The sequence below is a fragment of the Niastella populi genome (assembly GCF_002078015.1).
Classification (GTDB): Bacteria; Bacteroidota; Bacteroidia; order Chitinophagales; family Chitinophagaceae; genus Niastella; species Niastella populi.
Genome location: NZ_LWBP01000199.1, coordinates 254,265 through 276,570, shown reverse-complemented (window position 1 = coordinate 276,570; position 22,306 = coordinate 254,265). Strand labels below are relative to the sequence as shown.

Sequence of the window (22,306 nt, the reverse complement as noted above, 5' to 3'; positions counted from 1 at the left end):
GAAATTGTGCACAATCTATCTTTGGTTTTTCATTTCCCACTTATCTTTTAGATAACCCCGTACTGGTTTTCTCCAAAAGATTATTCACTTTGAATTTGTTGGCGTAATTGTCATAGTGCGCCAACTCACGATCATTACGGAACTGCGCATCCAGGTAAATATGGAACAGGTCATTATCCGGAAATGCTTTCTTCAGGTTGTATACGGTAAGGGGTACTATTTCACCCTTGCCATAAGTGGAGAAGTAATATTTCCGTACCCGTTGCGTTCCTTTTGGTTGCGACGTATACATGTCTTTATAATAGATCCAGACAGGTCCTTTTTCTAAAAAATTATACTGCGTAAAATTCCAGGTGCGCACAACGTTGCCTTTGTTCTTGTATGCATAGATCTCATCTTTAAAAACATGGATCTTTTCGCCATTGTGTTTTACGATCAAATAAGGTTTGGCAATAAACTCATTGAACCGGATTTTATTCTCATCTGATCCGTCATCGGTGGCATAGGTAAGTCTGTTGTTCTCAAAATCATCGAGTGTGCGATAAACTCCGCTTTGTGCATACAATGCCATTCCTGTTACCATAAATGATAATGCCATAAAAATCGTTCTCATGATCTTATGTTTTAGTAGTTAAATACTATTGCTTAAATCCTGGATAAGCCAATGGCTGCCGGTTACTTGTAATAGTCGGTAAATAATGCTTGTAGAAGGTATTGTTCAATACAAATCAGCCCGTACAATGGTGATGGGCGGGCGAGAGGTCTCCGGTCAGATAAGGTGTACGCAATGAAGAATAAACAGCGGGATCGTCGCATGGTGCGGTGGTGCGTTGTTTACCGGATATGCTTCAGTTAAAGTAGAAACAGCATGAAATGAATATTCAGAAAAGCTGGTGTTGATGGAGGCCGGAGCATATTTCGCAACCCTGATCTTTGCATCGTTGCGTTTCTGCTCATGGCCCAGTTTGGTCTGTTTGTGATCGTCTTTGCAATTGCCTGTATTTTCACTTCCCTCCAGTTCGTGGACGGGCGTTCCCATGGCAACGGAAACCAGTTTTTCAAGGCAACAATCGAGCCGCACCGTAGCACCAAAGGTGCTGGTAAGATAAACGAGGGCTAATATGGTTACCAGGAACTTTTTCATTGGTTATATGCCGCAAAACTAATCATTGTTAGCTGTATCTATGATAGACAGTTTGACAGCTGTTTTTGTTTTATAATTTCGTTAACAATCTACTTTTCAGTAAATTATATAAATAAAATTGAGTTATGTCTGTTTGTTGGCCAAGACCATTGAAAAATGGCCTATGCTTATGTATTTTTTATAAAAAAAGGCCGGTTTCAGATGAAATATGCGGGGCTTCAACCGAAATTTTAATTCCGGATTGAACACACATTCTTAAGCCCCCAAAATATTAGTCATTGTTTACCCGCCTTCCCGGTCCCCTGCACCGGGCCCTATTCAGGTTTCTGCCATAAATGATGCTGCACCTTCGCCTGGAAATGTATAAAGACCTGGAAGGTATAATTCATCGCGCAAGTTACCCGATGAACCCTGACAGGTCTTTACTTTTTTATTTCTCTGTTCTTAATTCATTTCTCTTTCCCTTGCTTTCCTCTTCATCATTCGTTATTGGAAATTCGATGTTTGATATTGTATTTCTTCACTCCTGCTTCGGCACTACCACTGGCGCCACCTTCACCTGTTCAACCGCCTGCTTTTTTTCACTGGGCAGGGACTCACCGGTTGCCTTTGTGGCAACACGGACTGCAGCAGCTGAACCTGCGCCGCCGCCCTGTTTAAACTGCATGCCCGGCGCAGTACCTTTCCTCATTTGGGCGATCAGGCTTTCTCTTTCGTTGCGTTTTACCTGTTGTGCAGGTGCCGGCGCGGGCCGTTCATTACTGAACAATAATCCCGGCGCGGTCCCATTCTTCAATTGGGTTATCAGCCGTTCGCCGGTGTTCTCTGTTTGCGCGTTTAGAATATTGCCGGTGCCGATGGCGAATGCCAGCAGTATTAATGATCTTATATAATTTGTTTTCATTGTTGTTTATTTACAGTTTACAAATACTTTTATTTTACTGATACCGGCGCCGTTGTAATTTTCCAGCGCTTTGCCAATTATTTGTCCGGGTTTTACTTTATCAAGGTCGGCTTTCATGGCCACTCCCTGTATTGAAGAAGTGACCAGCAGATCGCCTTTTTGAATAGCGCCGCCTTCGATACAAACTTTTGTTGGTATTACTCCAATTACGCCCATGGGCACTTTATCTTCCAGTGAATGATCGATGTGTTCTTCAGTAAGCAACACGCCGGGTTTGGTAGCGTATACACCCAGCACAAGGGTAGAATAGGGTTCGCTCGATTTGGCAACAGCCCGGTCTTTATCGAGTGAGATCACCAGCACGTCACCCGGCTCATAACTTTTTATATTGCCTTCCACATCGAATGCTTCGGCCACATCGGCGCCGCTGTTTTGCGTACCGCCATTGAAAAAGCCCCTGCCCGCAGCATTGATACGGGCAACATTTACTGTGCCCGGGTTGCCCGATTTAAAAACAGCCAGGCTGCCGCTGCTATGTTGTTCAACGGTAAGCACCGGATGTGTATTTGACGTATTATAATTCACCAGGCGCGCCGCTCTTCCCATACTGAAATTTGGCGTCCATGCATACAGCGCACTGCCCGTACCATCGGCCGTGGTTTCAACACCATCGCCGGTATTGCCTGCGTTGGCGGTGATGCCATTCCCGTTCCCTTCAGCGATCGCTATCAGGGCCGGACCGTTACCTGCCGGATTGCTTGCATGAAATAAACCGGCATATCCACCCGTACCTGAAGAAATGCCATAGATACCTGCAGTTCCAAAATTGGAGAACTGGCTGTTCACTTCGCCCTTTACCGCCGCTTTTGTTCCTGTAACTCTATCTACTTTGAAATTACCGGCAACGCCATTGCCTACGGTGGTTACCGTTATAGCATCACTGGTATTGTTTTGGTTGTAAATATTGAAGCGTCCGGCGCGGCCGGTGGCAAATGTCGGCACCCATGCATACAGGGCATTGCCTGCACCGTCTACAGATGATTCCACGCCGTTGCCATCTTTGCTGGCATTGGCTGTAACGGCATTCCCGTTGCCATCGGTAATGGATACCAGCGCATGTCCGTTGCCTGCCGAATTGGAAGCATGGAACAGACCGGCAAATCCACCAGTACCGCTGGATTTTCCAAAAATGGCCGCTGCACCAAAGTTGCCAAAGATGGTCTTTACTTCCCCACGTACTGCAGCAGCCACACTATTGGTATTGTCAACCAGGAAAGAAGCAGCATTACCCTGTGTATTATCAGGGATGTTGCCATTGCCATTCGTTTCCACTTCCAGGGTATTGCCGGCTGTATTGGTGGCATTCAGGTTCTCGAAACGTCCGGCGCGTCCTGTGCCGTTATTCAACCCAACCTGTCCCATTACGCCCACAGCTGTTCCTGTGTTGTTGGAGGAAACGAACCCACGCACGCCGTAACCGCCGCCGTCGTTTCTGCCTACAACCGCGCCAGCGATATCGCTGGTGGTTCTTCCTACCACTGCTTCGCCGCCGCCATTATTATCGCCCACGATGCCGGCCGAAGATTGGGCGGAAGAAATGCCATGCACGCCAAAACCGGCGCCCGTGCTGCTGCGCACACCTGCACCATTGCCCGTAGTGGTTACATTGATAACAGTGCCGCTGCCGGTTGTACTTGCACTCACCACATTGTTGTTATTGGCATTGTTGTAGATGTTGAAGCTGGCCGCAATGCCATTATTACTTGTTGCCTGTAAACCGGTACCTGTATTACTATTGGCATATACTCCAAAACCATTGTCAGATGCATTTCCATAAACGCCCAATCCGTTTGGTGTAACGCCATAAACGCCCCAGCCGCTGCCGTTTTGCGAGCCATATACGCCAACACCTAACCCGCCGGTACCATTATTGATACCACGAACACCCGAGGAGAAACCGCCGGGAGAAGCATTTGATACAATACCGCGGATGGAACTGATATTTGAAGTGGTTGTGTTGTTCACGCCTTCGATCGATGTGCCATCGCCATCGTTTGTTATGGAGAACACAGTGCCGGCTTCATTTACGGTGGTAATAAAAGGCAGGCTGAGTGCTCCGCCACCGGTATTATCCGATGCCGGCGCCCAACTGGTGCCGTTGAATTTTAGCACCTGTCCATTTGCCGGCGCGGTATTGTCTACCGGCTGGTTTTGTAACCCAACAACTGTAGGGTTGGGGTAGTTGCCACCGAGATCGCCCGCGGCTGCTCCGGTTGGCGGTAAGGTGGCTGGTATTACCCCTGCCGCCAGTTTATCGGCTGTGATAGTGGCCGCTGCGATCTTTGCCCCGGTCACTTTTCCATTGCCAATGGTGGGGTTGGGAAACGTGCCGGTAAGGTCACCGCCGGCATTTCCACCCGGGGATGCCGATGCGGCAAATAAAGCATAAGGAACCGACAGCAACTGACTGGTGCCCATATTCGTAAAATTGCTGCCGCCGTCGGGGTCTATTTCAACCTGCAAATATTTACTGCCGCCGCCCCAGTTCACGGTGGTCATATTGCCTGTTATATCTGTACCGCCAGCACTGCCAATGCCTGCATTGAATAAACCAAAGCCATTGGTGGAAAGCGAACGGGTTTCACTGTAAACGGTTAAACCGGTTGGCGTACCATCATGAATGGTCAGCCGTAACTTAATGTTCTTGAAAGGAAGCGCATTGCCGCCCGGGTTTCTGGCTATACCCTGGTAATTGATCACAGCCGGCGCCTGCGCCCGGCCGATGGAAATAACAGCAACACACAACAGGAGTGTTGTAAATAGTGATTTCATTGTTCAGTGATTTGTAAAAGGTAGTAGGAATAGTATTGAGATTGCGTGATTTTGGGAGTCGTATCCATTCCGGAATCCCTAAATCGCAGATCAGCAATGATTTTATCTGGTGATGTGTACGAGTTTATAAGTGCCTTTACGGGTAGGCATCGATTCATCGGTTGGTTTCAACAAAACATGCAGCATATAAGTTCCGGCAGGGAATCGCTGCAGGTCGATCTTTTCTATACGGCCTGTGCCGTTGTAATCGAATTGTCTTACTTCCACCAGCTTACCCATAATATCCATAAGGCGAAGGTTTACCTTACCCGGTTGTGAAAGAGTTAAATTCAATTCAGTGATCGTATAAACCGGATTGGGAAAGATCATGATATCGCCGGTGGCAAAAAAATCAATGGGCTTTACCGGGGATGGCCTTTCCGTTCCCGGATGTAAAAAGCCGTTCTCCAGTATGCAATTGGGTTTTGTATAACTGTCGATGAGGCACATTTCGCCTACGCTCCAGTCAAACCGGTAATAACCTTTGATGGCCGAACCGCCGGTGACGTTGATAATTGTTGGAGTGATCTCCTGGGCAGGAGAGAAGTAAGGACATAGCAATAACAATAGAATCAATTGTGTAAATGATCCATTCATGGTGATGCTTTTAAAAGTTTAAATAGATGGCATATCCGCCTGGGCCTGATGGTCCGGGTATACATTGGGGCTACTGGAATGTCATCAGTATACGTTTGGTGAGCAGTGCCTGCCGAACATTTGCTTCCAGGAATAATTTAGGAAAGGGCTTTTCAGGAGATGAATTTTAACGAACATCTTTCCTTAACTATAGATTTGACCATGCAAAAATAATATTGCTGTGTTCCTGTACAATACTCTTTTAGTGGTATATGAAAATTTATCAATTGTAAGCGGTTCAGTGAGCTGGTTCAACAGTATGTAATTTGTAAGTATATCTTTTTCAGCAGTAGTGCGGGGGATGAAATTTCCTATACCCAAAACGGGTGATTGCACAACTTTACCCATTCACCATAAACGCAATTGAGTGTATGAAGGCCTGAACTTTACCTGCATTTCCGTTTTTACAGGAAGGCCGGCCGGTACTGCATCCTGTGTTGCCTGCACACGGTAAACCGCGGTTTCTTCGAACCGCGATGCAACAATGATCTCCGTGCCGTTGGCATGTTCATTAAATAACTGTTGTACCAGTTGGGGAGAGTTATTGTCTCTCGACAAATGGGAGAGGAACAGATGGCTCATATACGCCGGCTTGTGTTTGGTAAATACTTCCAGCGCCTGTTTGTTGGAGAGATGGCCATGACCGCCGCGGATGCGGTTCTTTAAATGCCGCGGGTAACTCCCTTTCTCCAGCATTTCTTCATCGTAATTGGCTTCGAGAAAAGCGGCATGACAATGTTTGAAATGCATTATCACATGATCGCAGGCGGAACCGATATCGGTGAACACGCCAATGTTCACATTATTGCCATTGACGATAAAACTATGTGGTTCGGCGGCATCGTGTTTTTTGGGGAATGCCTGAATGGCCAGGCTGCCGACCTGCACGGGTTCATATGCTTTAAATGCGAATACCTGTTCTTTTTGAATAGATAAATTGCCGTGGTAATGAGTGGCCTCGGTGATATATACGGGGAGCTGGTATTTTTTTGCCAGCACCGGAATACCGCTGATATGATCGGTATGTTCGTGCGAAACAAAAATAGCTTTCACCGTTTGCATCGACAGGCCAAGCCGGCTCATGCGCCGCTCCGTTTCGCGGCATGAGATACCGGCATCAACCAGGATGGCTTCCTGGCCGTTGCCTACATAGTAACAGTTTCCATTACTTCCGGAATTCAGCGATGCAATAAACAGCGACATGTTGTGCAAAGATAAGGTTTGCCAGTTTCGAATGGTTAAGTAAATACCCTGACTGCGATAACGATTTGTGGTTTTAGCCCGTTTTTTTTTGATCGCCCGCTCAAATTCATCGACACAATTTCCTTTTTTCACCGGGGAACAGCCATTCTGGCGCAAAACCTGTTTAAACTTTACATCTGATTAAAGTCACAGGAACATTGATCACGCTGCATAACTAAATATTTACATTGAGGAAAGAAAGGGAAGCGGCAGCGCCTGTTTTGTTTGTGGTTGAAATTCCCTTGGAGAAATGAAAAATGAAATACAGAATATCGAATATTGAATACTCAATGTCGAATGTAGAAGTGGGAAATGCAATTTCCCAACCTTCCATATTCGACATGCTACATTTGACATTCGAGATTCTTCTTGTATTTTCTACTTTCTCATTTTTAATTCTTCATTCCTCATTTTTTATTTCTCTTCCTTCGATATTCAACATTCTACATTCGATATTCATTATTTTGCCAACGGGTTATTCTGCAACTCCACATCGGGTAAGGCAAAAATAACCTTGTTCGGCACGGGTTTACGATTCGGGAATTTGATCACGGCATTTACGCCATTGATGGTTTGTGCAACCCGGTTGGTGCGAACCATATCGAACCAGCGTTTTGCTTCCCCGATAAATTCATAACCTCTTTCGCGGAACACCATGTCATCGAACTCACTCTGGCTTAACCCGGCCGGCAGATCGGCCGTGGCATTGGGTGTATTGACGGGTACACCATACGCGCGGCGGCGTACCTGGTTGATGGCATTGTAAGCCGCAGCGGTGGCTCCATTGGTTTTGTTTTCCGCTTCCGCAAAGATCAGCAGCACATCGGAAAATCGATACAGATAGAAATCGTTGCCATTGCCGGTATCGATAGGCGCATCGGGATCTTTGTATTTACCCATACGCAGGTCATAAATATCTTTTTCAATTTCAGCGGCCGTTACCACGCCATTGATCAGGTAACTGTTATAGGTGCTGAATTTTTTGCGCAGGTCATTGTCGTCCCAGTTTTTGATCAATGGGGCCAGTGAAATGATGCCGCCGAATTTATTACCGCTTACCGAAAAGCCGGCTGCCCTGGCTTTTGAATCGGCCCAATAGGAAGCCATGAAAGCGCCTTTGTCAACGATCTGCGAGAATTTCAGGGAAAAGATATCTTCTTTATTGGTGGCCAGTGCAGGCGAGTATACTGTTGCCAGTGATGGCTCCAGGTCGTAACCATAAGTGGCTTTGTTGTCCATCACTTCTTTTGCCTTGTCGCGGGCCTCGGCAAACTGGCCGAGGGTGAGATAAATATCGGCGAGTGCGGTTTTGGCGGCGCCTGCGGTTGCCCTGCCGGGTAAGGTGGTGGTATTGGGCAACGCGGTTTCGGCAAACTTCATATCCTTAATGATAGAATCGTAAATAACGTTCACCGGCGACAAAGCCAGCGCCACATCATTGGCGTTTACAACAGGCTGCAGCCGTAATGGTACCTTGCCCCAAACACGTACGGCAAAATAATAACAATAGCCCCGTACAAAATAAGCTTCGCCATAGGCTTTCATTTTTACGGCATCGCTGAGCGTTGTATTCCTGCCGAGGTTATAGATCAGTAAATTGGCGCGACCGATGGCTTCGTATAACGTTGTCCAGCTTTGTGCAAAGCTATTGGGCAGGTTCATTACGTTATTGTAATTGCTCCAGTTTGCCTGGCTCGATCCGCCGTCGGCATATTCGCTCATGAGCTCGAGGCCAAGCCCGGCGGTTGATTCCCATAACCGGCCGCGACTGCGGGTAAGCGGTTCGTATACCCCGATCACTGTTTGATCGAGCGTGGTGGGATCGAGTTCGCCCAGGGTGGCGGTTGCTTTCGGTTCTTCTTCCAGTAACTTTTTACAACTCACCATCAACGTGACGGCTGATAGTATATAGAATAATTTTAGTTTCATATTTCAAGTATTTTTTATCAGGTTATTCAGTTCTTCAGTTGTTCAGTTCTTCAGTTGTTCAGTTTGCCTTGACTTAAAAACTCCTGACTCAATAACTCAATAACTGAATAACTTACAGACTTCACTGTTGTCTAAAAAGTAATACCTAAACCCAAATTGTAAGTTTTAGCAGCGGGATATGCACCCAGGTCAACTCCCTGGCGGCGGTCGTTGCCGTTGAAGGTGTTCACCTCGGGATCATATCCTGAATAATCGGTAACGGTGAGCAGGTTCTGTGCGCTTACATATACGTTCAGGTTCCTGACGGTCTTGCTTTTCAGATCGACATTATAGTCGAGCCTGATATTGCGCAGCCGGAAGAATGAACCGTTTTCCATATAGCGATTACTGCGGAAATGATAATTGCTCACTGTTAGGCTCGGATTGGGATAAAAATCATTCAGCGCTTTCCGTTTGTTATACTGGCCTACCGGCGAAGGAATGGTCATATCGAACAACGCGGCATTATTGATTCGTGAACCGCTTACACCTGCCCATACCGATGATAACGTAAAACGTTTATACCGGATGGTTGGGTTGATGCCATAATAGAGATCGGGGTAGGGGCTGCCGATGATCTGGTTGTCAAGCGCATTGATGAGATCACGGCCATTGGCGTCTTTATCGCCATTCAGGTTCTCATATTGCGCAACGCCGTCTTTATCGAGGCCGGTGAATTTAGGCCCGTAGAAAGCGGAGAGCGGTTCACCCGGACGAATAATACTGTTTGAGCCCGACGCATCATTACCACCGGCAATGGTAGGTATGTCTTTACCGTCTTTTGTTTTGGTGACCCTGTTCCTGTTTTGCGACAGGTTCACATCGATGGCGATCGTAAAGTCGCCATTGTTCAGCAGGTTGGTGCCCAATGTCAGTTCCCAGCCTTTGTTCTCTACTTCACCTACATTATCGATGATCTGGCCGGGGCCTGAACCAATACCGGCGCCAACACCGGCACTTGGCGGTAACTGCACCAGCGCCAGCAGGTCGGAAGTTGTTTTGATATAATAGTCGAAAGTGATGCGGATCTTTTCGTTAAGCAGTCCGGCGTCAAAGCCGATATCTGTTTGTGTAGTGGTTTCCCATTTCAGATCAGGGTTGGGGAACGTAGGCGCCAGGCCAACAGCCAGGCCGGTTCCGGCGCCCTGCCCGGTATTTACGGTTTGTCCTAACAGTAATGACTGGTAGGGGCGAATGGCGGGGTTCCCTGCCTGCCCCCAGCTGCCACGCAGTTTGAGGCCCGATAACCAGGTAACGTTCTGCAGGAATGCTTCTTCTGAAATGCGCCACGCGGCCGATACTGATGGGAACACCCCGTATTTGTTGTTCTCGGCAAATACCGAAGCGCCATCACGGCGAATACTGGCGGCGAACATGTATTTGTCATTCAGGTTCAGCCGTACACGTGCAAACGCACTAACTATTGAGTTTTCAACTACGTTTGTAAGTGGTTTGCTCACCGAGTTGGCTGAGTTGAAATTGTAGTTCTTTAACTGGTCGGTACCGAAACCCGAAGCGGCGAGGTCGATGGTGTTCAGCCTTTCTTTTTGATACGATACCCCGCCAATAGCTTCTATGTACGACCCCGGGGTGAGATTGTATTTGTATTCGAGGAAGTTTTCAGCCAGTAAGGAAGTTTTATCGTAATTACCCAACTCGGCAGAACCGATGTTATTGCCAAGGCGCGGTAAAATGCGCGGGAAATACAGATCGCGGCGAATGTGATAATAATCGCCCGAAAGGCGGGTGGTGTTGGTTAATCCCTTTATGATAATGGTTTTGAAGTCTGCACCGCCCTGTACGCGGGTAGTAGTGTTCTGATCGAGCACTTCTTCGGCCATGGCTACCGGGTTTTCTGCGTCGATACCATTGAAGGTGAAAGGCGTTACATCGGTATAGGTTCCATCGGCATTTTTTACCGCCACCGTAGGTACGGCGCGCATAACCGAACCGATGCCCGATTTACCAAAGTTGCGCGTGTTATCACCAACGGAAGGGGAGAAGCCGTTCTGCCTGGCGCGGGAAACCGTCATGCGCGACTGGATGGAGAACCGGTCGTTCACGCGGCTATCGACATTCAACCGCAGTGAACCGCGTTTATAACCGCTGTTACGCACGATCCCGTTCTGGCTGGTATATCCGGTAGAAATATAGTAACGCGTTTTATCGTTACCGCCCGAAATGCTCAGGTTATTATTGGCAAGAAGCGCTGTGCGGAACACTTCCTCCTGCCAGTCGGTACTTACACCGGGTGTATACGCTGCGAGGTCGGCGGGCAGCGCCTGGTTCGAATTGGTATAATACCGTTTGGCGAAATCGACATATTCATCGGCATTCATCAGCTCGAGCTTTTTACGCACCTGTTGTATGCCGGCTGAACTTTCGAACACGATGCGCGCCTGTCCGGCCCGGCCCGAACGCGTAGTGACCATTACCACGCCATTGGCGCCGCGTGAACCATAGATGGCGGTGGCCGATGCATCTTTCAAAACTTCTATCGATTCAATATCGCTTGGGTTGATGGTGGCCAAACCGTTGGCGCCACGCACATCATCGTTGAACTGGGGCAAACCATCGATAACATATAATGGCTCATTACCCCCTGCAATAGACGATACGCCACGAACCCGTACGCTGATACCGGCGCCCGGTTGCCCGGAGGTTTGTTGCACCTGCACACCGGCCAGCCGGCCCGATACTGCCTGTTCAACGCTTACAACCGGCATTTCACGCAGCTTTTCGTTTCGTATGGAAGATACCGCGCCCGTCAGTTCCGTTTTGCGCTGGGTGCCATACCCAACCACAACAACGTCTGAAAGACCCTGTGCTTCTTCTTTTAACTGTAACTCAACAGGAACACCGGCGGTTGCCAGCAGTTCTTTCTTTTCAAAACCAACAGAGGAAAATACAAGCACCACTTTGTCGTCGGGTGCTGAGATCGTGAAGCTGCCATCACTGGCGGTTGCGGTAACCGTTTTACTGTTCTTGATTTGAACGGAGACCCCGGCCAGGGGCATTTGTTGCGGATTGGTAACCTTACCGGTGAACTGTTTGTTTTGTGCAAACGCAACAGAGCACCAGCTCATTACCAACACGGCAAGCGTTAGTTTGGCTGTAGGCATAGCAATTGTTTTAGGTAAATAGCAATAAGTAATTTTAAGCCAATTTCATATATATGCACGCTTTATTTACGGAAACGTTTCCGTTGTGATCATGAATGAATTATTATATGATGTCGCCGGTAGGTTATTTACAGGCGGATAGTATTCCTTCATCTTTACTGAAAATCGAAATTATCGGGCCGTTGATCTGTTATTTTATCCACAACACCGAAAAACCATCAGTGAATACCGGAGAAATTATGAAATTGCTGCCCGTATCAATACAATGCTCCTATTATAATTAATCGGCATTTGTAAAAGCCTCCACCCATAGCCGGAAGTATCTCAAAACTCAATAACCGGTCACAAAGCTGAATGCAAAACGAATAGCAGTAAACGCAAAACGCTTAGCGCTAAGCGCGGATACGCCAAATTCGGAACCGGATCATGAGGTTTAAACCCGGCAACCGGTAACTTTAAAATATCCTGACGCTATGAAAAGATCGTTACTTATTGTAATGCCTGTATTGTTGTTATTGCTAAATATGTGCTCCTGTTCAAAAACAAACACATTTATCCATTGTTCTGACTGGGTAGGGAGTTATGTTTTTCACGAAGATCCCGTGCCTACGGCAACCGGCATTAACAAGATCATGGAATGGGAATTATCGGTTGCTCAAACAAGCGATACCTGTTTCGGCACACTCGAAATAACAGGCCTCACAACATATATAAAATTACTCACCACACTTTCAGGCGATTCATCAGGGGTAGATGTCGTATATAACAAATACCTCGACGGTTCGCAGGATTTCGAGCCCGGTGATGTGTTGTTCAGTTTGCACAGGGACAGCAGCCACATCATCACTACCTGGAAACAACTTCATCCGATGCTGGCAGAAAATCCCGAAACAGCAGGTGCCTGTTTCAAACTGCTAAAGAAAGCTAAATACAAAGAATTTTAATGCGATTGTGCATTGAGGTTATTTACGTATATTTAGATCATTATTAAACCTTAATAAATTTTCTATGGGAAAAAGAACGCTTATCCTGCATGCATCCGCTATCATTATCAGCGCCGCTGCTGCTATCGCTTCTTCAAAAGCTCCAAAGGCTCAGGTTACTCAATATTACAAATCAGGCGACAAGTTTTATCCCGCCGGCATTGAAGGATATGATTATGTTTGTGAGTGGGACCATTTTTCTGTGTGTACGTATTATTTTGATGAGGCTTCGCAGCAATACAGACCTACAAAATATGGCAAGATCACCTGGTTGCGCTAGATTGATTTCTTATAGATAACTTTTATGCTGCACGCTGAATTTCAGCGTGCAGTTTTTTTTTTTACGGGTGCAGTAGGGCTGATTAATGCCAAAAAAGCGAAGGGGAGTAAAAATGTATAAAACAATTTCTTATTTTAAGTAGGAAATACAGTTGATGATAATTTCTTAAATTAGAGCTTCTTAAGAGGTAAAAGTCTGGGACAGGAATATGACGAAATTGATTTTGAGCCAGGAGATCCGGGCTCTTCATACTTCCTGCATCATACTTCCTACTTCAAAAAACACAACACCACGATTCACCAATGAAAAGAATATTCTTCATAGCAACCCTGTTTATTGCCCAAACCATTCAGTCGCAGACAGCAAAAATAGACAACCCCATTTTGGCGGGCTTTTATCCCGATCCCTCCATTTGCCGTGCCGGCAACGATTATTACCTGGTGAATTCCACCTTTGCGTACTATCCGGGGTTGCCGGTGTTTAAAAGCAATGATATGGTGAATTGGGTACAGCTGGGGTTTGCCATGGACCGCCCCGAACAGCTCGATCTGGATGAGGCCGGGGTGTCGCGCGGGTTATTCGCGCCTGCCATTCGTTTCTACAAAGGCACTTTTTACATTACCTGCACCAATATCGATAAAGGCGGCAACTTTATCATTACTACCAAAAATCCCAAAAGTGCCTGGAGTAACCCCGTGTATTTGCCGGCGGTAAAGGGAATAGATCCGTCCATGTTCTTCGACGATAATGGAAAAGCATATATCATCTACAACAGCGTGGCGCCCGATGATAAACCGCAGTACGACGGCCACCGCACCATCAGGATGTATGAGATGGACCTCGCCACCATGCAAACAAAGGGAGAGGAAAAACTGCTGATCGATGGTGGTACCGATATAACGCAGAAGCCTGTATGGATAGAAGGGCCGCATATATTTAAATACAACGGTTATTATTATCTGTTATGTGCCGAAGGCGGCACCGCGTTCAATCATTCCGCCGTTATTTTCAGAAGTAAAAAAGTGGACGGGCCTTATGAAAGCTATAAAGGCAATCCCATACTTACCCAGCGCACTTTGGATGCAAACCGGCGGCACCCGGTTACCTCAACCGGTCATGCCGATTTTGTGAATGCAAGCGATGGCAACTGGTACGCCGTATTTCTCGGTTGTCGGCCCTATTCCGGCGATCACTACAATACCGGCCGCGAAACCTTTATGGCAAAAGTTGAGTGGAAAGATGGCTGGCCCAACATACTGAAACCAAATGAACCGGTGCCGGATAAACTGAGTATTCCCGGTGCAAGCGCCAAAAGCCCGTTACCTTATAACAGCGATTTTCATTTCAAAGACGATTTTAAAAACACCAACCTCAGCTACCGGTACCAGTTCCTGCGTACCGTTCGTGAGCCGTGGTATCATATCAACAGCGTAAAAGGGTTGCTCACTGTAAAACTAAAACCAGCCACGGTGCAGGAAAAGGCCAATCCCGCATTTATCGGTTTCAGGCAGTCGCACCTGAAGGGATATGCCGCCACCGCTTTATCGTTTACCCCGGCCAGTGAACAGGAGAAAGCCGGGTTGATAGTATTCCAGAACGAAAGACATTATTACTATCTCTGCCAGTCGGTTGATAACGGACAGCCGGTATTGCAACTCTACAAAGGCCCCGGGAGGAACCAGAGCCAGCCGCAGTTACTGGAAGTGTTTAAAATTCAAACCGGCAATCAGCCTTTGAAATTGAGAATTCAAACCAATGGTAATGCCTATTCTTTTTATTATGCAGAAAAAGGGAGCACCAACTGGCGCCTGATGAAGGAAGGGGTTGACGCCAGTTTCCTGAGCACGCAAACCGCCGGTGGTTTTACAGGTTGTATGTACGCGATGTATGCTACGTCGAATGGGGCGCCCACTACCAATAGCGCTGTGTTCAGCTCATTCGAAAGTAAAGGAAATGACGATTGACAACTCATGGCAACTACTATGCTTATCTTGTAACAGTAACAATTAACCGTTTTTACATAATTGTTCATGATCATACTTTAATAATAATGTAAACAACTGAGCAAAAAAGAGATGGCTGACGTGATAGCAAAAAAATATAAAGAAGTGGGCTGGTGGCAGGAGGCCGACGTTGAAAAAGCGCTTAAGGAGCTGAACCGGTATACTTTTTAATACAAACTATAACGAAAATCAGTAAAACTACGGTTGAAATAAAACCGGTAATATAGTAGCTTTAGTTACTTGAGATTCCCACCGCAACTGACTTCACTGTTGATGAACTAATTCTCCCGTACCTGTTCGCTAAGGTTGACCAGGCGGCTGTTGTTAATCGTGAACCGGCAATCGGCAAGCCTCAGCGCGGCCTTTGTCGGCAATCGGCAATTCGTCTTCGCCAGGCTACGGCGAACAAGTCGGCATCCGAAGCGTAAGCGAAGGCGGGGCAACCGGCTTGAATATCGGGCGGCGCGAGGTCGTAAATAACTCCGGAATTTCGCGAGCCCCTTCACAGCCTGCCCGATGAAGTCGGGGTTTGCCGTTTCACGTTTCGCGAGTGCATTCACGATTCCCGATGATAACCCTGTCCGCACCCACATTATTGATTCACCGTTAAACCTGACAATCAATGATCCGGTTCGACAAAGGGCCCGGCGCTGCGTTTGCCAAACACTTTGCAGCCCTGCCCGATCATGATGAAATCAAAGAACATTTCTGGTACGACTGGGGCCCGGTATTCTATCGCGGCCGCCTCGATGGCAGCGCAAAGATCATTTGTGTGGCTTCAGATCCCGGTCCAACCGAACGTATAGCCGGCCGAAACCTCGTTGGCAATGCCGGACAACGGGTGCAGGGTTTTCTCAATAAGATCGGGCTAACCCAATCGTATGTTCTGCTCAATGGCTTTTCCTACGCATTATTCCCCAGCCATTTGAGCGATGGGATAAAACTGCTAAGCCGCCCCGATCTTACCGCCTGGCGCAACAGGTTATTCAATATGCTAAAGAAGCCTTCGCTGCAGGCGGTGGTGGCATTCGGCGCCGTTGCACAAAAAGCGGTTGACCTGTGGGATAAAAAAGGCAATATCCCTGTTTTTGAAACCTATCACCCCAGTTATCACTCCGGCGGTGCAGCCGGTGAAAAGAAAATGCTCACCGACTGGAACCGCGTTGTGACCGAACTCCGCAAGATCATTACACCCGATGATGACGCATCGGCCAATAAACCACTGTATGGCGCCAAATTCGCCGAACAGGATTATGCGGCCATTCCCCATGCCGATCTGCCGTTTGGTTTACCCGAATGGTTCGGGAACGACGCCTTCTTTAGAAAAAAGCGTGGTATGAACAGTGTTAGCAGGCCTTCACCCGATGACCGTCACACCCTTGAATGGAAAGCCCCTAAATTCAACTGATATGGCTAAGAAACCTTCAAAGCCCCCGATAGATCCACTGGAAAGCGCCCGTTATGGTTTACATGGCACCATTGTAACCATGGCCGGCCCCAACGAAATTGTAAAAGGCACCATCTATATCAATGCCGCCCGTATAGAGGCCATTGTGCCCGATAGTAAACCTGTACCGGATACACTCACCGGTGTTCCCGTATACAAAACAAAGGGCACCATCTTCCCCGGGTTTATCGAGTTGCACAATCACTTAAGTTATAATTGTCTGCCCATGTGGAACGTACCCAAACGGTACGAGAACCGGGCGCAATGGAGCGGCATTGACCCGTATAAACAAAACATCAGCTATCCCATGAACCTGCTGGGGAAAACAAAGGGGTATGTGGAAGCCATTGTGCGGTATGTGGAATGTAAATGCCTTGCCGGCGGCGTTACCACTTCACAGGGCATTATGCTTTTCAGCAATGCAGGTATTAAAAAATATTACCGCGGCATCGTACGCAATGTGGAAGAGACCGCCGATACCGACCTGCCGAACGTAGTTGCGCGTATTCCCGATATTACTGCACGCGATGCGGAAAAGTTCTCCAGGCAAATACAGAAAAGCAGTTGCCTGTTGCTGCATTTGAGCGAGGGTACGAATGCATCGGCCCGCAGGCATTTCGAGAACCTGCAATTCCGTGCCAACGAGTGGGCCATTGGACCCTCACTGTGCGGTATACACTGTGTGGCATTGCAAAAGCAGGACTTCAACATCATGGAACAGAAAGGCGCATCCATGGTATGGTCGCCATTCAGCAACCTGTTGTTATACGGACAAACAGCCGATATCAAAAGCGCAAAGGAAAGTGGTATTACCATTGCGCTGGGCAGTGACTGGTCGCCCAGCGGCAGCAAGAATTTACTGGGCGAACTGAAAGTGGCCAAACTGTACAATGAAGCCAATGGTAAATTGTTCACCGACTATGAACTGGTGGCCATGGCTACAAAGAATGCCGCCAAAATTATAAAGTGGGATAAAGAGCTGGGTACGCTGCAGAAAGGCAAACGCGCCGATCTTATAGTAATAAAAGGGCAGGGGAACGATCCATACAAAACGCTTTTGCAGGCTTCAGAAAAAAGCATAACGCTGGTAGCGGTGAACGGTACCCCACGTTATGGCGATGCCACGCTGATGCGAAAGTTCGGCAGCAGCAGCGGTATGGAAAAAAAGACGATCAATAAAAAAGCGAAACTTTTCTTCCTGCAGCAGACAACGCAGGACCCTGTGGTTGGCACGCTGACCCTTTCAGCAGCTACGCAACGTGTAAAGGATGGTTTGCTTAATATCAGGAAACTGGCCACCCGTTCATTGCCGTTGCGCGGGATGTTGGATAAAGAGGGGAACCGGTTCCTGGTGCCTTTAAAAGATCGTTTGGAGGCTACTGCCGAACCCGAATGGGTGCTGGTGCTCGATCATAATGAAGATGAAGGCGAGGCGGTGCGACCCAACTTCGACCCCATGGTAAAACATGGCCTGCCATTGAAAAAACTGGCGCCCATGGAAATAACGCCCGATGTGCTGGTGCCCATAAAACTCGATGCTCTTACCGTTGCAGGTGATAGCTCGTTTTTTAAGAAAGTAGCAGGGCAAATGAATTTGCCTGATTATATAAAAACGGGGTTGAAGAAGATGTATAGTGATCTCTAAATACGCTAAAAGCTGAAGGCATAAAGCCAAAGGCTAATACAGGCTCGCGAAATATGCTGAACGTTAAACGCTTAACATAAATACTGGCTCGCGAATAGGCGTTAACCTTTTCTATTTGCGGTTTTCTGCACCTGCATGCCCCATTGCGATAAGCCTCGGAAAGTAGGCAGGTAGCTCAATAGTGAGCTAGCGTTCAGCCTTCAGCCTTGTGCTTTTAGCTTTTTTTATTACATTCGCATAGTGAACGACAACGTAAAAATATTCTACTCCTACCTGGCATTTCTGCGCAGCGCATGTGCCAACGTGCCATAATATTCATGTTCATAGTACTGGATGTCGCCGGTACTCCATCCTGATCTGTTGCTGTATATTTAATTGACATTCCGTCTGCATTTAATAAACAGGCTGGTTGATTAATTATATTATTACTCATTGTATTAACTCATAAAAAGATATGAAAAATATTGCCGTTATCGGACTGGGCAAGGTGGGTTCACTGGTAGCCACATTGCTGAACGATGTATTTACTGTTACCGGTGTTGACCAGAAATCACCCGCTGATCTGCCATTCAAAGTAGTTACCGGAAATATCCAGGACGCTAAATTCCTGGAAGACCTGTTGTCAAAACAGGATGCCGTGGTATCGTGTCTGCCTTACAACCTGAACCTGCCTGTTGCCGAAGCCGCGTTCAAAACCGGTATTCACTATTTCGATCTTACCGAAGATGTTCCCACTACCAGCGCTATCCGCAAAATGGCCGAAACCTCAAAGGGCGTTATGGCTCCGCAATGCGGACTGGCCCCGGGTTTTATCGGTATCGTAGGCGCCGATCTGTGCCATCGTTTTACCAAATTGCGCGATGTGGAACTGCGCGTAGGTGCATTGCCCCGTTTTCCCAATGGTTTAATGGCCTATTCATTCACCTGGTCGCCGGCCGGTGTTATCAATGAATATATAAACGATGCGGAGGTGATACACAATGGCATCCGTAAAATGGTGCCCTCGCTCGATGGTATTGAACAGATCAATATAGAAGGGCAGGAGTTCGAAGCTTTCAGCACCAGCGGTGGTTTGGGCACTTTGTGCGAAACACTGGAAGGAAAAGTAGATACGCTGAACTACAAAACCATCCGGTATCCCGGTCATGCCCGGTTGATGCGATTTTTATTATATGAACTGATTTTGAAAGATAAACGTGAGTTGACTGAACAAATACTAACGGAAGCCAAACCACCGGTAAGGGAAGATGTAGTGTATGTGTATGCGGTTGTGGAAGGCTGGAAGGGGCAGGAGCTGGCAAGGGAAGAATTTTACCAGGCATATCATCCCATTACGATCAATGGCAAAGAGTGGCGCGCTATTTCCTGGACAACCGCCGCATCTGTAGCCGCCGTAGTGGAAATGGTGGCCAATAAAGAGCTGCCCCAGAAAGGATTTATTAAACAGGAAGAAATACCTTTTGAGAAGTTCCTGAAAACGAAGAACGGAAGTTTGTACGGGAAACGCCAGTAGGGATTAAGTTTTAAGTAGTAAGTAGTAAGTAGTAAGTAGTAAGTAGTAAGTTCTGAGTGCTGGGGTTCAGGTATTAAGTTTGAAAATTAAAGCATTTTAATAAAGCGGGGCCTGCTACCTGGGCGGGTTTCGAATAAAAGAATCCTTCCAACCCTGACCAGGCCAGCTATTAATTTAAAGTCCGGAACAAAAGAACCACAAACCATAAACTACAAACTACAAACAAATAAACTGTTACTGATAAACCATAAAGCATGTCAATAGTACTTGAGAATGTTTTAAACGGCCTGATGACACGTTACAAAGAACGCGTTCCCGATGTATCGGGTATTATCAACGCCATGATAAAGGAGAATATCATACAACAGGCGGGTGATATTGAAAATGACCATATTGCATTTCGCACTATGGGTGTGCCGCATTTGGGCGTTCAATCGCTCGAAAAGATCTTTTTACATTACGGGTACGAGAAAAGGGATTACTATCACTTTCCTGAAAAGAAGCTGGATGCTTACTGGTATGCGCCGCCGGCGCCTCAATACCCAAGGATCTTTATCAGCGAGCTGCGGGTAAAAGACCTGTCGCCCGAAATACAACAGATCATAACCAGTTATACAAACGAAGTAACAGGCGACCCGGTTGATGCGCTCAACCTCGATGATGCCGGTGCGGTAGACCAGTTCCTGCACAGCGGGCTTTGGCGTTTACCTACCTGGCACGATTTTGAAACGCTGGGAAAACAAAGCGAATATGCCGCCTGGGTAATTTACAACCGGTATTACCTGAATCATTTTACCATCAGTGTACATAACCTCAAAGATGGTTATAATACCATAGCCCGGTTCAACGAGTTCCTCGAGCGCAATGGTTTTAAGCTGAACAATGCCGGTGGTAAAATTAAGACCAGTCCCGATGGCGGTTTGTTACAAAGCTCCACCGTTGCCGAAATGATCGATGCTACCTTTGCCGGCGGGGAAGTACATTCGATTTCGGGTTCGTATATTGAATTTGCCGAGCGGCGGGTTTTGGCGCAATTTGCGCATTTGCCGAAAGACCAGATCCAGCGAATACACCGGCGGGAAGGCTTTGAAGCGGGCAATGCGGATAAGATCTTCGAGAGCACTTATAGTTCGCAAACAAAACGATAGACCTTCTTTGGGTGGGTCGCCTTTGCAGGGCGGCTCACCCTCATAAATGGTGAGTTCCCGCCAACTGGCGGCGGCTCACCTTTTGTTGGCATAAACTATGCAATTTTTCAGGTACTAATTCCGACTTCTCTGTATCTTACAGACCGGACATAATATGTAAAAATCAATCATATCATGAAGAAAGCGATAGCCTGCCAAATGAAAATAGTATTCACTACGTTCTGTTCTATTTTAACTACGTTCTGTTTAATGTCCTGCACAACCGATCCCCTGGCAAAAGACAGGGTACTGGTATTTTCAAAAACTGCAGGTTACCATCATAAGTCGATCGATGCGGGTATAAAAGCCCTGAAGGAGATGGGCGTAAAATACAAGTTTGAAGTAGATACCACCACCGATTCAACAAAGTTTGTATACAGCAACCTGAAACAATACGCTGCGGTGATCTTTTTGAACACTACCGGCGATGTGCTGAATGATGAGCAGCAGAAAGCGTTTCAACAGTACATTCAGGCCGGTGGCGGATTTGTTGGTATTCATTCGGCTACCGATACCGAATACGACTGGCCCTGGTATGGCAACCTGGTAGGGGCTTACTTTGTAAAACATCCTCAAATACAGGAAGCTGTGCTGGTGATCAACGACAGTACGAATATTGCCACCAAACATTTGCCCCGGCCGTGGAAACGTACCGATGAATGGTATAATTTCAAGTATGTGGCCACCGATCTGAAAGTATTGATCACCATCGACGAAAGCTCTTATACCGGCGGCAGCAATGGCGCCAATCATCATATGGCCTGGTACCACAACTACGATGGCGGCCGCGCCTTTTATACCGGGTTAGGACATACCGACGAATCTTACGCCGATCCGTTGTTCCTGCAGCATTTATGGGGCGGCATTCAGTATGCTATGGGGAAGGTGAAGTAAGTTTATTGTAATTACGGTTATGTGCGTTTTCTGTTATTTATCAATATTATTCCGGCAACATAACCCACAAGCAGTACCTGGGTACTTATCAGCACCCAATTGGCTACAGGCAATAACCGTACAATGGTAAGGGCGGTGTTGTCAAAAGTTTCACTGCCGTATGGCACAAATTGTAATGGCAGATGCGGGAACTTGAGGAAAAAGTAAACTACGGTTGTCACTGCGGCATAAATAATGAACAACAACCGGTTCAACCTGCTGATGCGTTTTATATATAACCAGTAACCGATGGTTCCGAAAAACAGTGTCATTATCACTACTAGCACCCAGGCATACCAGGGTGGGTAAATGACCGTATGCCAGCCCGGCACCATGCTCATGGCACCACCAAAAAAGAACAATAATGCCGCCAGCAGCAAAATCAGAAAAGATATGATCAGTACGCGTGATCTCTTCATATGAGGCCA

The 22,306-nt window shown here is 47.1% G+C and carries 18 protein-coding genes; 8 read left to right on the top strand and 10 right to left on the bottom strand.

Going from position 1 to position 22,306, the window contains the following annotated elements:
- Positions 1-40: 40 nt before the first annotated feature.
- The 9 genes from A4R26_RS22685 to A4R26_RS22645 form a co-directional block, all read right to left on the bottom strand.
- The gene (locus A4R26_RS22685) at positions 41-613 is read right to left on the bottom strand and encodes a hypothetical protein (protein WP_081168812.1); all 573 of its coding nucleotides are present in this window, start codon (positions 611-613) and stop codon (positions 41-43) included.
- A gap of 156 nt (positions 614-769) precedes the next feature.
- Complete coding sequence (locus A4R26_RS22680) at positions 770-1,144, bottom strand: HYC_CC_PP family protein (protein ID WP_081168810.1); 375 nt, start codon at positions 1,142-1,144, stop codon at positions 770-772.
- Positions 1,145-1,664: 520 nt separating this feature from the next.
- On the bottom strand, positions 1,665-2,048 hold the full coding sequence (locus A4R26_RS22675) for a hypothetical protein (protein ID WP_081168808.1): 384 nt from the start codon (positions 2,046-2,048) through the stop codon (positions 1,665-1,667).
- Positions 2,049-2,054: 6 nt separating this feature from the next.
- Entirely contained in the window at positions 2,055-4,880 is a 2,826-nt protein-coding gene (locus A4R26_RS22670; RefSeq protein ID WP_081168806.1) for a beta strand repeat-containing protein, read from the bottom strand.
- Between the two features lie 102 nt (positions 4,881-4,982).
- Positions 4,983-5,516, bottom strand: a complete 534-nt coding sequence (locus A4R26_RS22665) for a T9SS type A sorting domain-containing protein (protein WP_081168804.1) — start codon at positions 5,514-5,516, stop codon at positions 4,983-4,985.
- A gap of 387 nt (positions 5,517-5,903) precedes the next feature.
- The gene (locus A4R26_RS22655) at positions 5,904-6,758 is read right to left on the bottom strand and encodes an MBL fold metallo-hydrolase (RefSeq protein ID WP_081168909.1); all 855 of its coding nucleotides are present in this window, start codon (positions 6,756-6,758) and stop codon (positions 5,904-5,906) included.
- A gap of 214 nt (positions 6,759-6,972) precedes the next feature.
- Positions 6,973-7,140 (bottom strand): hypothetical protein, encoded by a 168-nt coding sequence (locus A4R26_RS35120; protein WP_165760380.1) that lies wholly within the window; start codon positions 7,138-7,140, stop codon positions 6,973-6,975.
- Between the two features lie 116 nt (positions 7,141-7,256).
- Complete coding sequence (locus A4R26_RS22650; protein ID WP_081168800.1) at positions 7,257-8,726, bottom strand: RagB/SusD family nutrient uptake outer membrane protein; 1,470 nt, start codon at positions 8,724-8,726, stop codon at positions 7,257-7,259.
- Between the two features lie 131 nt (positions 8,727-8,857).
- On the bottom strand, positions 8,858-11,887 hold the full coding sequence (locus tag A4R26_RS22645) for a SusC/RagA family TonB-linked outer membrane protein (RefSeq protein WP_081168798.1): 3,030 nt from the start codon (positions 11,885-11,887) through the stop codon (positions 8,858-8,860).
- Positions 11,888-12,360: 473 nt separating this feature from the next.
- Between A4R26_RS22645 and A4R26_RS22635 the strand changes: the two genes are divergently transcribed.
- The 8 genes from A4R26_RS22635 (at position 12,361) to A4R26_RS22600 (ending at position 21,839) form a co-directional block, all read left to right on the top strand.
- A complete protein-coding gene (locus A4R26_RS22635; protein ID WP_081168795.1) occupies positions 12,361-12,831 on the top strand; it encodes a DUF5991 domain-containing protein in 471 nt (156 codons plus the stop codon).
- Between the two features lie 64 nt (positions 12,832-12,895).
- The gene (locus A4R26_RS22630) at positions 12,896-13,150 is read left to right on the top strand and encodes a hypothetical protein (RefSeq protein ID WP_081168793.1); all 255 of its coding nucleotides are present in this window, start codon (positions 12,896-12,898) and stop codon (positions 13,148-13,150) included.
- A gap of 302 nt (positions 13,151-13,452) precedes the next feature.
- Positions 13,453-15,114 carry a glycoside hydrolase family 43 protein gene (locus tag A4R26_RS22625; protein ID WP_081168791.1) on the top strand — a complete coding sequence of 554 codons (1,662 nt, stop codon included), beginning with the start codon at positions 13,453-13,455 and terminating at the stop codon, positions 15,112-15,114.
- A gap of 661 nt (positions 15,115-15,775) precedes the next feature.
- Positions 15,776-16,561, top strand: coding sequence for a uracil-DNA glycosylase family protein (locus A4R26_RS22620; RefSeq protein WP_081168790.1), 786 nt, complete (start codon positions 15,776-15,778; stop codon positions 16,559-16,561).
- 1 nt (position 16,562) lies between these two features.
- Positions 16,563-18,245, top strand: coding sequence for an amidohydrolase family protein (locus tag A4R26_RS22615; RefSeq protein ID WP_107685882.1), 1,683 nt, complete (start codon positions 16,563-16,565; stop codon positions 18,243-18,245).
- 454 nt (positions 18,246-18,699) lie between these two features.
- Complete coding sequence (locus A4R26_RS22610; RefSeq protein WP_081168786.1) at positions 18,700-19,758, top strand: saccharopine dehydrogenase family protein; 1,059 nt, start codon at positions 18,700-18,702, stop codon at positions 19,756-19,758.
- 254 nt (positions 19,759-20,012) lie between these two features.
- Complete coding sequence (locus A4R26_RS22605; RefSeq protein WP_081168784.1) at positions 20,013-20,906, top strand: DUF1338 domain-containing protein; 894 nt, start codon at positions 20,013-20,015, stop codon at positions 20,904-20,906.
- Between the two features lie 174 nt (positions 20,907-21,080).
- Positions 21,081-21,839, top strand: coding sequence for a ThuA domain-containing protein (locus A4R26_RS22600; protein ID WP_081168782.1), 759 nt, complete (start codon positions 21,081-21,083; stop codon positions 21,837-21,839).
- A gap of 17 nt (positions 21,840-21,856) precedes the next feature.
- Here A4R26_RS22600 and A4R26_RS22595 read toward each other — a convergent pair whose 3' ends face one another.
- A complete protein-coding gene (locus A4R26_RS22595; RefSeq protein WP_081168780.1) occupies positions 21,857-22,297 on the bottom strand; it encodes a hypothetical protein in 441 nt (146 codons plus the stop codon).
- Positions 22,298-22,306 lie beyond the last annotated feature (9 nt).

Bases quoted from the DNA above. Each gene is read 5' to 3' on its own strand.
- A4R26_RS22675 (WP_081168808.1), bottom strand. From the start codon at position 2,048: ATGAAAACAAATTATATAAGATCATTAATACTGCTGGCATTCGCCATC.
- A4R26_RS22645 (WP_081168798.1), bottom strand. From the start codon at position 11,887: ATGCCTACAGCCAAACTAACGCTTGCCGTGTTGGTAATGAGCTGGTGC.
- A4R26_RS22635 (WP_081168795.1), top strand. From the start codon at position 12,361: ATGAAAAGATCGTTACTTATTGTAATGCCTGTATTGTTGTTATTGCTA.
- A4R26_RS22680 (WP_081168810.1), bottom strand. From the start codon at position 1,144: ATGAAAAAGTTCCTGGTAACCATATTAGCCCTCGTTTATCTTACCAGC.
- A4R26_RS22595 (WP_081168780.1), bottom strand. From the start codon at position 22,297: ATGAAGAGATCACGCGTACTGATCATATCTTTTCTGATTTTGCTGCTG.
- A4R26_RS22685 (WP_081168812.1), bottom strand. From the start codon at position 613: ATGAGAACGATTTTTATGGCATTATCATTTATGGTAACAGGAATGGCA.
- A4R26_RS22610 (WP_081168786.1), top strand. From the start codon at position 18,700: ATGAAAAATATTGCCGTTATCGGACTGGGCAAGGTGGGTTCACTGGTA.
- A4R26_RS22625 (WP_081168791.1), top strand. From the start codon at position 13,453: ATGAAAAGAATATTCTTCATAGCAACCCTGTTTATTGCCCAAACCATT.
- A4R26_RS22615 (WP_107685882.1), top strand. From the start codon at position 16,563: ATGGCTAAGAAACCTTCAAAGCCCCCGATAGATCCACTGGAAAGCGCC.
- A4R26_RS22605 (WP_081168784.1), top strand. From the start codon at position 20,013: ATGTCAATAGTACTTGAGAATGTTTTAAACGGCCTGATGACACGTTAC.
- A4R26_RS22650 (WP_081168800.1), bottom strand. From the start codon at position 8,726: ATGAAACTAAAATTATTCTATATACTATCAGCCGTCACGTTGATGGTG.
- A4R26_RS35120 (WP_165760380.1), bottom strand. From the start codon at position 7,140: ATGTCGAATATGGAAGGTTGGGAAATTGCATTTCCCACTTCTACATTC.
- A4R26_RS22655 (WP_081168909.1), bottom strand. From the start codon at position 6,758: ATGTCGCTGTTTATTGCATCGCTGAATTCCGGAAGTAATGGAAACTGT.
- A4R26_RS22630 (WP_081168793.1), top strand. From the start codon at position 12,896: ATGGGAAAAAGAACGCTTATCCTGCATGCATCCGCTATCATTATCAGC.
- A4R26_RS22670 (WP_081168806.1), bottom strand. From the start codon at position 4,880: ATGAAATCACTATTTACAACACTCCTGTTGTGTGTTGCTGTTATTTCC.
- A4R26_RS22600 (WP_081168782.1), top strand. From the start codon at position 21,081: ATGAAGAAAGCGATAGCCTGCCAAATGAAAATAGTATTCACTACGTTC.
- A4R26_RS22620 (WP_081168790.1), top strand. From the start codon at position 15,776: ATGATCCGGTTCGACAAAGGGCCCGGCGCTGCGTTTGCCAAACACTTT.
- A4R26_RS22665 (WP_081168804.1), bottom strand. From the start codon at position 5,516: ATGAATGGATCATTTACACAATTGATTCTATTGTTATTGCTATGTCCT.